8 protein-coding genes, 2 tRNA genes and 3 rRNA genes are annotated in these 13,549 nt (G+C 39.5%); 9 read left to right on the forward strand and 4 right to left on the reverse strand.

The features are described from left to right. The first annotated feature begins 164 nt into the window (after positions 1–164). The 7 genes from LF886_RS02140 to rrf all read left to right on the forward strand — a co-directional run bounded on the left by LF886_RS02140 (position 165) and on the right by rrf (position 7,931). Positions 165–359, forward strand: a complete 195-nt coding sequence (locus LF886_RS02140; RefSeq protein WP_124533170.1) for a hypothetical protein — start codon at positions 165–167, stop codon at positions 357–359. A 123-nt stretch (positions 360–482) separates the two neighbouring features. Beyond that, positions 483–1,529 (forward strand): PA0069 family radical SAM protein, encoded by a 1,047-nt coding sequence (locus LF886_RS02145; protein WP_236852480.1) that lies wholly within the window; start codon positions 483–485, stop codon positions 1,527–1,529. A gap of 1,239 nt (positions 1,530–2,768) precedes the next feature. Next, positions 2,769–4,286 (forward strand): 16S ribosomal RNA (locus tag LF886_RS02150). A gap of 179 nt (positions 4,287–4,465) precedes the next feature. Beyond that, positions 4,466–4,539 (forward strand) — tRNA-Ile (locus tag LF886_RS02155). 101 nt (positions 4,540–4,640) lie between these two features. After that, positions 4,641–4,714, forward strand: a tRNA-Ala gene (locus tag LF886_RS02160). A gap of 204 nt (positions 4,715–4,918) precedes the next feature. Then, a 23S ribosomal RNA gene (locus LF886_RS02165) occupies positions 4,919–7,679 on the forward strand. A gap of 144 nt (positions 7,680–7,823) precedes the next feature. Then, a 5S ribosomal RNA gene (gene rrf / locus LF886_RS02170) occupies positions 7,824–7,931 on the forward strand. Together the 16S, 23S and 5S rRNA genes with 2 tRNA genes alongside form the textbook arrangement of a ribosomal RNA operon. A gap of 543 nt (positions 7,932–8,474) precedes the next feature. Here the strand turns inward: rrf and LF886_RS02175 are convergent. Then, complete coding sequence (locus LF886_RS02175; RefSeq protein WP_236852482.1) at positions 8,475–8,636, reverse strand: bacteriocin-like protein; 162 nt, start codon at positions 8,634–8,636, stop codon at positions 8,475–8,477. 227 nt (positions 8,637–8,863) lie between these two features. Here LF886_RS02175 and LF886_RS02180 point away from each other — a divergent pair, with 227 nt between their 5' ends. Beyond that, positions 8,864–9,133, forward strand: coding sequence for a hypothetical protein (locus LF886_RS02180; protein ID WP_236852483.1), 270 nt, complete (start codon positions 8,864–8,866; stop codon positions 9,131–9,133). 84 nt (positions 9,134–9,217) lie between these two features. Here LF886_RS02180 and LF886_RS02185 read toward each other — a convergent pair whose 3' ends face one another. Then, positions 9,218–10,168, reverse strand: coding sequence for an isopenicillin N synthase family dioxygenase (locus LF886_RS02185; RefSeq protein WP_109739091.1), 951 nt, complete (start codon positions 10,166–10,168; stop codon positions 9,218–9,220). A gap of 84 nt (positions 10,169–10,252) precedes the next feature. Here LF886_RS02185 and menD point away from each other — a divergent pair, with 84 nt between their 5' ends. Beyond that, entirely contained in the window at positions 10,253–11,923 is a 1,671-nt protein-coding gene (menD, locus tag LF886_RS02190; protein WP_236852485.1) for a 2-succinyl-5-enolpyruvyl-6-hydroxy-3-cyclohexene-1-carboxylic-acid synthase, read from the forward strand. Between the two features lie 2 nt (positions 11,924–11,925). Here menD and LF886_RS02195 read toward each other — a convergent pair whose 3' ends face one another. Then, on the reverse strand, positions 11,926–12,552 hold the full coding sequence (locus tag LF886_RS02195) for an aminotransferase class IV (protein ID WP_236852487.1): 627 nt from the start codon (positions 12,550–12,552) through the stop codon (positions 11,926–11,928). Then, on the reverse strand, positions 12,536–13,513 hold the full coding sequence (locus LF886_RS02200) for an aminodeoxychorismate synthase component I (RefSeq protein ID WP_236852488.1): 978 nt from the start codon (positions 13,511–13,513) through the stop codon (positions 12,536–12,538). The genes LF886_RS02195 and LF886_RS02200 overlap by 17 nt, the downstream gene beginning before the upstream one ends. Positions 13,514–13,549 lie beyond the last annotated feature (36 nt).

Here is a 13,549-nt window from a genome sequence, read left to right on the forward strand (position 1 = left end):
TCTTGTTAAGTACAATAATTAAACCATTGCAATTTCTAAATATAAGAAAAATAGCAGATTATAATTTTCCTAAAAATAAACTTTAATGTTAACAAAATTTATAATTTAGAAAAATAGAATAGGTATACTTTTTGCAATCGTATCAATAATAAATCAAAGAAAATATGAAAAAAGAGATTGGAGTTTTACTGGCAGGGGGAGTTGGTCTTTTGGCAGTATTAAGCTTAATAAGTATTAAAAAGATATTAACTAAAAAAGATAAAAAATATAGTGATTCCTATTCGGACCATCACAGACACTTTGATGAAAAGTACAATGAAGATGAACATCACGGAGTGGAATTTTACGCACTGAAGTAGTAAAAAAATATATTTAATTATGTTTAAATCCAACGCTTTTGAAAGTGTTGGATTTTTTTTGTGGAAAACTTTAGTGTTAAAACTCATTATTTTATGAAAATTCCATTCTAATTTTACATCGCAATGCAAAACGAAAATTTCATAAAAGGTCAGGGAGCTCAGCGAAACGTAATCAACCGTTTCGACAGGTATACCTATGAACCTGAAGATGAAGATTTCGAAACTATAAAGACTTCTTTTACTGAGGTTTTCCCTAAAACCATTGTAAATCAGGTGAAAAGCGAAGACTTACCCATGGAATATTCGATGAACCCCTACCAGGGATGTGAACACGGATGTTCTTACTGCTTTGCAAGACCTACCCACGAATACTGGGGCTATAGTGCCGGGATAGATTTTGAAAGAAAAATCATGGTCAAGAAAAATGCTCCCGAATTATTGGAGAAATTTTTCCAAAAAAGAGGCTATAAAGCTGCCCCAATTCTTTTATCCGGAAATACAGACTGCTATCAGCCAGCCGAAAGACAATTTGAAATCACCAGAAAAATACTGCAGGTTTGTCTTGATTACAGACATCCTGTCAATGTTCTGACAAAAAATGCACTCGTATTAAGAGACCTTGATATTCTAAAACCAATGGCGGAACAGAATCTTGTTTCTGTCTCTTTAAGTATTCCAACAATCAATGAAGAACTGAGACGAAAGATGGAGCCAAGGACTAGCTCTGCAAAAAATAAATTAAAAGCCATAGAAATTCTTTCCGAAAACAAGATTCCCGTACATGTAATGGTGGCTCCCATCATTCCTGGACTCAACAGTGATGAGCTGTTGAATATATTAAAAGCAATTTCTGAGGCAGGCGCTTCCGGTTTTGGATACACTCTCGTAAGATTAAATGACACCGTTGAACCCGTTTTTGTCAATTGGATAGAAACTCATTTTCCAGACAGAGCACAGAAAGTATTAAATCTCATCCGCTCTATGCGGGGAGGGAAGCTTGGTGATAAAAGATATTTTGAAAGACAAAGAGGAGAGGGGAATATCGCAGAAATGATTCACACAACATTTAAGATTGGCAGAAAGAAGTTTTTCGAGGGTAAAGAATTTCCAAAACTATCTACTGCTAACTTTACAGGAACCCGTGATCAGCAATTGAGATTGTTCGATTGATGTGATTTCTCAAAAGTCCTATCTATTATATATAGTATATGTGGATTTATCTTTTCTAACCATTTTTTATTACTCGTAGATCATATATATAGTATATCATATTTCTTAGGAGCTCTTCCTGCTATCCATTTCTACTCCTCGCTCCAACGCTCTCCGCCCCTCCAACCCATCCACTCTCCAACACAAGCTGCGGGGTAACCATTCCTATCAGGGCTAGGGGAGGTCTAATTATAAATTATAAATGATGAATGATGAATGATGATTTTCGGGTTTTTCGTTCCGGGTTTTTGGTTTTGAGATTACAATTCTATGTTTTAGGTTATGAATAGATGTCTTCTGTATCATCAACTTTCTCTCTTATCTATATTATATCCATCATTCTCTGTGCAAATCCGCGCGATCAGTAGTTGATGATCCTATCAACAAGTAATCATTATCCTCACCCAGATAATCACCCAGACTATAAAAATTCAATAGAAACGGGTTTTAACCCGTTTAATAAAAAGAAAACCTCCTTGTTGGCTTTAGCCCCAACGTAAATAAAGAATATTTGTTTTCAAAAAAGCCACTTCTATTATATATAGGTATACCTTCCATTATACATTATACATTATACATTATACATTATACATTTATCCTATCCTGAATCCCTCCCAAAACACTCTCCGACCCTCCAACTCTCATACCCACCGGTCACCCATGCATTCTTTCAAACAAATGTTTAAAATTTTTCTCTCTGCCAGTCAGTGTATTAGGTTTAAATATTAATAAAAGGTAAAATTTATGTTAAATAAAGTTGCGTGGTGTGTAGTAAGTATCTATCTTTGCCCCACTGAAAAACGAAAGACATTCAGTAGCGCAGAAGAGCTTTTAGATAAGCAGAAACAATAAGAAACTTCAAAAGGGAAGAGCAAAAAAAACTTCAACATTTTTATTTAAAAAGTTGCGAGTTGAAATAAAGTTCTTATCTTTGCAGTCCCAATTAAGGGAGCGCAGGAGTGGAAGATTAGGTGATGAGAAGAGGGATTAAGGTTACTTAAAAAACTTTAAAATTTTCTTCAAAAACATTTGGTCAAATAGAAATAAAGTTTTACTTTTGCACTCGCAAATACGGAGCAACACTGACAGAGAAGATTGCATCGTTAAAAAGCGAAAGATATAAAGATCATTGACATACAATATAACAACCAAGTAAGGAAAAACTAAAGCGTCAAAACTTTGAGTGAGTCAGACAAACATACAATGGAGAGTTTGATCCTGGCTCAGGATGAACGCTAGCGGGAGGCCTAACACATGCAAGCCGAGCGGTAGAGATTCTTCGGAATCTTGAGAGCGGCGTACGGGTGCGGAACACGTGTGCAACCTGCCTTTATCTGGGGGATAGCCTTTCGAAAGGAAGATTAATACCCCATAATATATTGACTGGCATCAGTTGATATTGAAAACTCCGGTGGATAGAGATGGGCACGCGCAAGATTAGATAGTTGGTGAGGTAACGGCTCACCAAGTCTACGATCTTTAGGGGGCCTGAGAGGGTGATCCCCCACACTGGTACTGAGACACGGACCAGACTCCTACGGGAGGCAGCAGTGAGGAATATTGGACAATGGGTGAGAGCCTGATCCAGCCATCCCGCGTGAAGGACGACGGCCCTATGGGTTGTAAACTTCTTTTGTATAGGGATAAACCTACTCTCGTGAGAGTAGCTGAAGGTACTATACGAATAAGCACCGGCTAACTCCGTGCCAGCAGCCGCGGTAATACGGAGGGTGCAAGCGTTATCCGGATTTATTGGGTTTAAAGGGTCCGTAGGCGGATCTGTAAGTCAGTGGTGAAATCTCACAGCTTAACTGTGAAACTGCCATTGATACTGCAGGTCTTGAGTGTTGTTGAAGTAGCTGGAATAAGTAGTGTAGCGGTGAAATGCATAGATATTACTTAGAACACCAATTGCGAAGGCAGGTTACTAAGCAACAACTGACGCTGATGGACGAAAGCGTGGGGAGCGAACAGGATTAGATACCCTGGTAGTCCACGCCGTAAACGATGCTAACTCGTTTTTGGGTCTTTAAGATTCAGAGACTAAGCGAAAGTGATAAGTTAGCCACCTGGGGAGTACGTTCGCAAGAATGAAACTCAAAGGAATTGACGGGGGCCCGCACAAGCGGTGGATTATGTGGTTTAATTCGATGATACGCGAGGAACCTTACCAAGGCTTAAATGGGAAATGACAGGTTTAGAAATAGACTTTTCTTCGGACATTTTTCAAGGTGCTGCATGGTTGTCGTCAGCTCGTGCCGTGAGGTGTTAGGTTAAGTCCTGCAACGAGCGCAACCCCTGTCACTAGTTGCCATCATTAAGTTGGGGACTCTAGTGAGACTGCCTACGCAAGTAGAGAGGAAGGTGGGGATGACGTCAAATCATCACGGCCCTTACGCCTTGGGCCACACACGTAATACAATGGCCAGTACAGAGGGCAGCTACACAGCGATGTGATGCAAATCTCGAAAGCTGGTCTCAGTTCGGATTGGAGTCTGCAACTCGACTCTATGAAGCTGGAATCGCTAGTAATCGCGCATCAGCCATGGCGCGGTGAATACGTTCCCGGGCCTTGTACACACCGCCCGTCAAGCCATGGAAGTCTGGGGTACCTGAAGTCGGTGACCGTAATAGGAGCTGCCTAGGGTAAAACAGGTAACTAGGGCTAAGTCGTAACAAGGTAGCCGTACCGGAAGGTGCGGCTGGAACATCTCATTTTAGAGCGTCTTTAGACGATAAACAAAATTAGTATCGCAAGATACATGTACTTACTTAAAGTATAGCTTTAGTTTTTTGTTTGGTTGGTTATATTAAAAATACAAAACCCACTAGAAATTAGTATAGGGAAGAGATTGAGAAATGGAGAGAGTACTTACTTATCCCCATTACTCATAAAAAGTCTCGTAGCTCAGCTGGTTAGAGCGCTACACTGATAATGTAGAGGTCGGCAGTTCGAGCCTGCCCGAGACTACTAATTATAGGGAATTATAGATTAAGAATTATAGATTTTAAATTACGACATTGCTGTTTCATTTAAAATTTATCATTTAAAATTTAAAATTTCTACTAGAGGGGGAATTAGCTCAGCTGGCTAGAGCGCCTGCCTTGCACGCAGGAGGTCAAGGGTTCGACTCCCTTATTCTCCACAGTTTTGGAAGACTGATTTAAAAGTTACGGATAGAGCCAAAAACAATATCTGTTCATCAGTTGGACAAGAAGACATTAAGATCATTGACATTAACGGTAAAGACATCACAAAGAGATAACCGAGCACTTTCGAGTGCCGAGTTTATAAAAATATCGATAAATTTTAATTTATCAAAAAATACTGAACTAATATAATTATTAGGAAAGAAATCGTTAAGGGCGTATGGCGGATGCCTAGGCTTTCAGAGGCGACGAAGGACGTGGTAAGCTGCGAAAAGCTGCGGGGATTGGCACACACGAATTGATCCGCAGATGTCCGAATGGGGCAACCCGGCTGGTTGAAGACCAGTCACCTCTTAGGAGGAGCAAACCCGGAGAACTGAAACATCTAAGTACCCGGAGGAAAAGAAATCGAAGAGATTCCGTAAGTAGTGGCGAGCGAAAGCGGATTAGCCCAAAAGCTAATATATGTTTAATAGAATGTTCTGGAAAGAACAGCCGTAGAGGGTGATAGCCCCGTAAATGAAAGGCATATTTGAGTGATAAATGAGTAGGGCGGGACACGTGAAATCCTGTCTGAATATGGGGGGACCATCCTCCAAGGCTAAATACTCCTGAAAGACCGATAGTGAACAAGTACTGTGAAGGAAAGGTGAAAAGCACTTCGAATAGAAGGGTGAAATAGAACCTGAAACCGTACGCCTACAAGCGGTCGGAGCACCTATATGGTGTGACGGCGTGCCTTTTGCATAATGAGCCTACGAGTTAATTTTACTAGCGAGGTTAAGGTATTAAGTACCGGAGCCGGAGCGAAAGCGAGTCTGAATAGGGCGTATAGTTAGTAGGATTAGACGCGAAACCTTGTGATCTACCCATGGGCAGGTTGAAGCTCTGGTAACACAGAGTGGAGGACCGAACCGGTTGACGTTGAAAAGTCTTCGGATGACCTGTGGGTAGGGGTGAAAGGCCAATCAAACTGGGAGATAGCTCGTACTCTCCGAAATGCATTTAGGTGCAGCGTCGTATATAAGTTTATTAGAGGTAGAGCTACTGATTGGATGCGGGGGTTTCACCACCTACCAATTCCTGACAAACTCCGAATGCTAATAAATGTTCTACGGCAGTGAGGGCATGGGTGCTAAGGTCCATGTCCGAGAGGGAAAGAACCCAGACCAACAGCTAAGGTCCCAAAATATATGTTAAGTTGAAGCAACGCGGTTGGACTGCATTGACAGCTAGGATGTTGGCTTGGAAGCAGCCATTCATTTAAAGAGTGCGTAACAGCTCACTAGTCGAGCGGTCCGGCATGGATAATAATCGGGCATAAACATATTACCGAAGCTATGGATTTATACCTTAGGGGTATATCTGGTAGGAGAGCATTCTATTTGCGCTGAAGCAGTACTGTGAGGTATTGTGGAGCGGATAGAAAAGAAAATGTAGGCATAAGTAACGATAAAGCGGGCGAGAAACCCGCTCACCGAAAGACTAAGGTTTCCTCAGCCATGCTAATCAGCTGAGGGTTAGTCGGGACCTAACGCGAACCCGAAAGGGGTAGTGGATGGACAATGGGTTAATATTCCCATACTTGCTCACACTAAAAAGGGGACGGAGTGCCGTACTTACTGGAGACTGACGGAATAGTCAAGGCCTAGCCTTCGGGCGAAGCTGCTGTAGGGAAAGTGCTTCCAAGAAAAGCCGAAGTGAAGCAACCCGTACCAAAACCGACACAGGTAGTCGAGGAGAGAATCCTAAGGTGCTAGAGTGAATCATGGTTAAGGAACTAGGCAAAATAGTCTCGTAACTTCGGGAGAAGAGACGCCATCAGCAATGGTGGCCGCAGTAAAGAGGCCCAGGCGACTGTTTATCAAAAACACAGGACTCTGCAAAATCGAAAGATGCAGTATAGGGTCTGACACCTGCCCGGTGCTGGAAGGTTAAGGAAGGTGCTTAGGGTTAAACCGAAGGCATTGACTGAAGCCCCAGTAAACGGCGGCCGTAACTATAACGGTCCTAAGGTAGCGAAATTCCTTGTCGGGTAAGTTCCGACCTGCACGAATGGTGTAACGATCTGGGCACTGTCTCAACCATGAGCTCTGTGAAATTGTAGTCTCGGTGAAGATGCCGAGTACCCGCAATGGGACGAAAAGACCCTGTGAACCTTTACTATAACTTCGTATTGACTTTGAGTAAGTAATGTGTAGGATAGGTGGGAGGCTTTGAAGCTTGCACGCTAGTGTAGGTGGAGCCAACGTTGAAATACCACCCTTTACTTACTTGGAGCCTAACTTCTTAATAGAAGGACATTGCGTGGTGGGTAGTTTGACTGGGGTGGTCGCCTCCAAAAGAGTAACGGAGGCTTTCAAAGGTACCCTCAGCACGCTTGGTAACCGTGCGTAGAGTGTAATGGCATAAGGGTGCTTGACTGTGAGACCAACAAGTCGATCAGGTGCGAAAGCAGGACATAGTGATCCGGTGGTTCCGTATGGAAGGGCCATCGCTCATAGGATAAAAGGTACTCCGGGGATAACAGGCTAGTCTCCCCCAAGAGCTCACATCGACGGGGAGGTTCGGCACCTCGATGTCGGCTCGTCACATCCTGGGGCTGGAGAAGGTCCCAAGGGTTGGGCTGTTCGCCCATTAAAGTGGCACGCGAGCTGGGTTCAGAACGTCGTGAGACAGTTCGGTCTCTATCTATTGCGGGCGTTAGATGTTTGAGAGGGCTTGATTCTAGTACGAGAGGACCGAATTGAACAAACCTCTGGTGTATCAGTTGTACCGCCAGGTGCACTGCTGAGTAGCTACGTTTGGAAGAGATAAGCACTGAAAGCATATAAGTGCGAAACTCGCCTCAAGATGAGACATCTTTTAAGGGTCGTTGGAGATGACGACGTTGATAGGCTATAGGTGTAAAGACAGTAATGTCATAGCCAAGTAGTACTAATTACCCGTAGATTTATAGCCTAATATGGCGCACGGAAGTGCAGCAAGGTTACCTCTTTGTGAAAGTTTTTATCGAAAATAAACCAGGTAGCAGATGTTAGCTATTAGGAAGCAGGGAAAACCTGCCGCCTTTTACCTACGACCTGCAACCTTATATACAACCTTTAGGGTGGTTTTAGCGGTGGGGCTCACCTGTTCCCATTCCGAACACAGAAGTTAAGCCCACCAGCGCCGATGGTACTGCTAACGCGGGAGAGTAGGCCGCCGCCAGTTTTTATTTTATTTTTAAAAAGTCCTTTATCATACGATGAAGGACTTTTTTTGTTATATACATACAGCAAATAAGCAAGCAGATCGTTATTATAATAACATCCAATCCTCCTATTATCTTCTATTCCTAATCACTCCCAATTGCTGGTTACTTATCTTTCAATCTTTAATTGAGGCTTATTATTTATTTTCTTCAGTCAATAGGATTATCCCAATGATAAGTTTTGGCTAAAGCCAGATGGAAATAGCGTTTTTGACCAGAACGGGCTAAAGCCCGCTCCTACTGAATCTCATAAATGTTGAATAATCAAAGCTGATCAATTGCAGCCTGAATCTCGAAACCTGAAACTCATCATTCATAACTTATCATTCAATAATCTATCATCGTTATTTTAGAGGCATAAACAGCTTATCATCGGTAAAGGCTACTGGAATTCAAAAAAGAAAGATAAGCCTTCAGAACCCATCTTATTTTAATCCACAAGAAATAAAAAAACCGTCTCTGTAAAGAAACGGTTCTGATTTATGACATCTTGATTTTAATGCTTACATATCATTGTTTGTATCTGGACATTTGAAATCATCGCTGCAAGTAGCGCAAACAATAACTCCACTGCAATAATACATGCAGAAGTCTGCTTCAGGAAGTTTAGCTCCTCCACTAATGTTTTTTAATTGGCCTTTTTGTAATTTTTTTAAATTTTTCATATTGTTTTAATTAAAAATTTGTAGGTAAAGTAAATTTAATTAAAAAATTTTTAATTAAACAGAAATAATATGTTAAAAAACAAATATTAATATAAATAATTAGTCAATAGTCTTTAATACTACTGAATTTAGTTTAAATATTTGATTATTAATAAAATAAATATTATTTTTAAATAAGCGTTATCCGAAAAGCTTATAGAGTAGGAAATACCAAAAAATTAAAAACTATGAAAAATCTAAAAAAACTTTCAAGAGAAGACAAGAGAGGTATTATGGCAGGAGTAAATTTGCCAGCCTATTGTTTTGAAGGCGGAGGGCCTGGTGAAGGGGGATGCTCTGCGGGAGAAATCTGTTCAGGTGGAAAATGTGTGCCCTATGGAGGAGAGCCAGGTGGTGGTGGAAATCCAGGTGGTGGGGATAGTTATACCTGTATCTGTCCGTGGGGAACTTTTACGCAACCTACTCCGTGTCCGGAATTTTATTGTATAACAGGATAGAATAAAAAAATAGTCAATAATTAATCTGGCTAATACCATTGCTGATATTATTTATATGCAGATTAATTATTGACTATTATACTATTATTTTTTAATCAATCCCAGTTCGATCAATCTTTCATGCAGGAATTCTCCGGCAGTAGTATCTTCGTACAATTTTGGATTGTTTTCGTCTATACAATTTTCAAGTGCATTTAAAGACATTGCACTTACTGGATGCATAAAGAAAGGAATAGAGTATCTCGAAGTACTCCACGATTCTCTTGGTGGGTTTACCACTCTGTGGATGGTAGATTTCAATTTGTTGTTGGTATGTCTTGAAAGCATATCTCCAACATTGATCATCAACTCATCTGGTTCTGCAATAGCATCAATCCAGTCCCCATTGTGATTCTGAACCTGAAGACCTTTACCCTGAGCGCCCATTAAAAGAGTAATAAGGTTGATGTCTCCATGGGCAGCTGCTCTTACAGCATCATCCGGTTCTTCTGTAATTGGTGGATAATGAATAGGTCTTAAAATAGAATTTCCTTCTGCAATTTTGTTGTCAAAATAAAATTCATCTAAACCAAGGTGCAAAGCTAAAGCTCTTAGCACATTCTGTCCTGTTTTCTCAAGCATTTGAAATGCCTCTTTACCTACTTCGTTGAATTTCGGAAGTTCTTCAACGATTACATTGTCTGGATACTCCTTTTTGTATTCTGAATCATCAGACAGATATTGTCCGAAGTGCCAGAATTCTTTTAAGTCTCCTCTTTTGAAACCTTTTGCAGTTTCTTTACCAAAGCCTACATACCCTCTTTGGCCGCCGATTCCTGGAATCTCATACTTCTTTTTCGTTTCAACGGGTTGTTCAAAAAAGTTTTTTACCTCTCCATACAATTCATCTACTAATTGATCATCAAGAAAATGGCCTTTTAAGGCTACAAAACCAATTTCTTCATAAGCTTTTCCGATTTCATTTACAAATTTCTGTTTGCGTTCCGGGTTGCCCGAAAGGAAATCACGCAGGTCTACACTAGGTATTTTATCCATTTTTAGAAATTTACGAATAGCAAAATTACATTTTTTTTAATTGAAATGATTTTAAAATCATTATTTATAAGTTAAATTTGCTGTATGAAAAAATATTCTTCTAAGAGAAGTATCCAAATACTCGCACATCTTCTTCAACAGTACGGAATTGCAGATATTGTAATTTCTCCGGGGTCAAGAAATGCTCCTTTGGCCATTCATTTTTCAGAGATAGATAGTTTCAACTGTTACAGTATTGTAGACGAAAGAAGTGCTGCTTTTGTGGCAATGGGAATGGCAAAAAGCGAAAAGAAACCGGTAGCAATTACCTGTACCAGTGGATCAGCGGTAGTTAATTATTATCCTGCGGTTACTGAAGCTTTTTATCAGAATATTCCCCTTTTGGTACTGACTGCTGACCGGCCGACCGATTTTGTTGATTTATTCGACGGGCAGACGATTAGACAGAAAGATGTTTTTCATCAGCATTCCTATGGTGATTTTCAATTGTTGGAAGACAGCAAAGAAAATGCAGAAGATATTAATTTTGAAATCATTAAAAAAGCGATCGAGCTATGCTTTGAAAAGCAGGGCCCGGTGCATATTAATATTCCTTTAGAGGAACCTTTATACGAACTTGTATCGGAGCTTCCTACTTTTCCTACGGTAGAAAAAACAATCAAGCATAAAGAATATGAAATTCCATCTAATCTGATTGCGGAATGGCATACTTCCCAAAGAATTATGCTGTTGGTAGGAACGAGAGATTACAGCCCGGAACTGGAAAACCAATTGACACAGCTGGTGAAAAATCATTCTGTTGTGGTATTGAGTGAAGCCAATTCTAATCTGTATCATGAGAAGTTTTTCAGACATATAGACCGTTATATTTTTAATTTTACGGAAGAAGACTATAAGACATATGCTCCGGATTTATTGATTACCGTTGGGCAGAATGTAGTTTCCAAAAAAGTAAAACAATTCCTGAGAAGTGCCCGTCCGAAACAACATTGGCACTTGGATGAAGTATGGCAGCCGGATACTTATTTCTCATTAACAGAAAAAATAGAGGTTAAGCCTGAAGTTTTCTTCTCAAAATTGTTGAAATTTATTAATCTTGAGCCTAGACCTTATTTTAATCTTTGGGATGTTTTAAGGGATAAAAAAGATGCTAAACACGAGCAATTTTTAAATACTGTTGAGTTCTCAGACTTTTATTTCTTCAATAAGGCCTCACAGACAATTCCTGAAAATTATAATATCCATGTCAGTAATTCCTCCGGGATCAGATATGCACAGCTATTTGATTTTGGTAAAAGAAAAATATACTGTAACAGAGGAACGAGCGGTATTGACGGTTCTACTTCCACCGCGATGGGATTTGCCATTAAAAATGAAAAACCTACTTTGTTGATAACAGGAGATTTAAGTTTCTTCTACGATATCAATGGACTTTGGAACCAATATATTCCACCATTTGTAAGAATTATGATCTTCAATAATGGGGAAGGAAATATCTTTAAAATCATTCCGGGACCTGGAAATGCCAACCCGAATACATTAGACGAATTTATTGCTACGAAACACCGTAAAAATGCAGAATCTTTGGCTAAACATTTTGGATTCTCTTATATCAGAGTAGAGGATGAGCCTACCCTGGACAGAGTTCTTGAGAATTTCTTTAAACCTGATGCACAGCCAAAAATCCTGGAAGTAAATACTCACGGGAAAAATAGCGCAGATGTACTGAAGTCGTACTTTGAATTTATGAAATAAATTTAAAGATCAAGATATTCTTCACTCCCCGGCAGATTGGTAATTCTGTCGATAGGATAGATAAACATATCATCGAAATCATTCAACGCATTAATGATCTGGAAATGGGTGAATTGCTTTATATTCTGTAAAGTGATCTCCGTTTCTTTGATCTTTTTATGCTTTAAAAGATGCTGTCTTTGTACTCCGTTCAAAAGATAGGTAGAAGGCGTAAACCAGTCTTTTCCTTTTAAAAATAAAATGTTGGAAAAAGAGGTATCAGTAATATGATTGTTTTTGACAATGATAATTTCCTCAGCCTTGGCTTTCATCTTCATTTTTTCCAGCTCTTTTCGATCTTCGAACTTGAATGAATAATCGAAGCTGTTGTTTTCTACCAATTTGAAATCCTGTATCTCAGGAATAGCATAAGGAATCATTTGTGTCCTGATTCTCTTGTCTAGATCATAGGCAATTCTTAATTTAAAAAGACCATCCTCATCATGCTGCAGGTTTTTATAGATCTTGGCCAGATCGATAGAGTCTTCCTTCCCGAAATGGGAAAATGTTTGATTGACACGTTTCTGGTGTAGATCCAATAGAAAAATCTCCTTATCTTCTACTTTAATGCTTTCAATGAATTGGGACATAGATTTTATTTTTCATTTCCTGATATTCGTCTTCTAATTTACTCATATGCGTTATACCGCCTCCGCTCTTGAAATAAAGTTGATCTCCATCTTTTTCAATAAAGCGTATCATTACACAGCTGTCGACATTCTGGCCGTCAAACCAGCCGCAGACTCCTGTGTAATATCCTCTGTCATATCCCTCCGCATCCAGAATTATTTCCAGTGTTTTAGGTTTAGGAGCTCCTAAAATAGAGCCCGCAGGAAGCAGTTTCTGCATAATACTTCCTATTTTTCCGTCATATTCAGGCTTTATCATTCCTGAAATCTCGGAACTCATCGCATACAAATCCTTCTGTTGGGTTTTGATGAAATCTATATGCTGAAACTGGTCTACTTTTACATCATCAGCTACCATACTCAGATCATTGCGAAGTAGGTCTACAACGGTATAATGTTCTGCTTTTTCCTTTTTATCATTCTTCAGTATTTCTGCTGCATTTTCAATGGAAGCATCAATGGTTCCCTTCATGGGATAAGTCAGAATTTTGCCCTCAATGATCTTTACAAAAGTTTCAGGAGAAAAAAATACAAAAAAATCTTTATAAAAAACTTTATACTTTGCATTTGAATGATAAAAAATTTCTTCTAACGTTAAATTCGTCTCTATCTTCGTTTTTCTGGTGTAGTTTGTCAAATAAGAGTTTCCTAAGCGAATATTTTTCTGAACTTTGTCGAAACCTATTTTAAAATTTTCCTTTGTTTCTGGAAATGATTTCCATACTATTTTTTTGCTTAACGCTTGTTGTTGCTTTGTGTTTGCAAAATTTTGAAAATCAATAATTAAGCCTGATTTTTCAATTTCATTTTCCGGGTATATTTCGACATTCTCCGAAAGAAAGTCGATCATGAAGAAATAGGGAACCTTCTGCAGAGAAAGCGCATCCATTTCCATAAATTTTTGATTATTCACTGAAAACATTCTGCAAAAATAATTATTGATGTTTACTTTTGCATA

This window comes from Chryseobacterium sp. MEBOG07 (assembly GCF_021869745.1).
Taxonomy (GTDB): domain Bacteria; phylum Bacteroidota; class Bacteroidia; order Flavobacteriales; family Weeksellaceae; genus Chryseobacterium; species Chryseobacterium viscerum.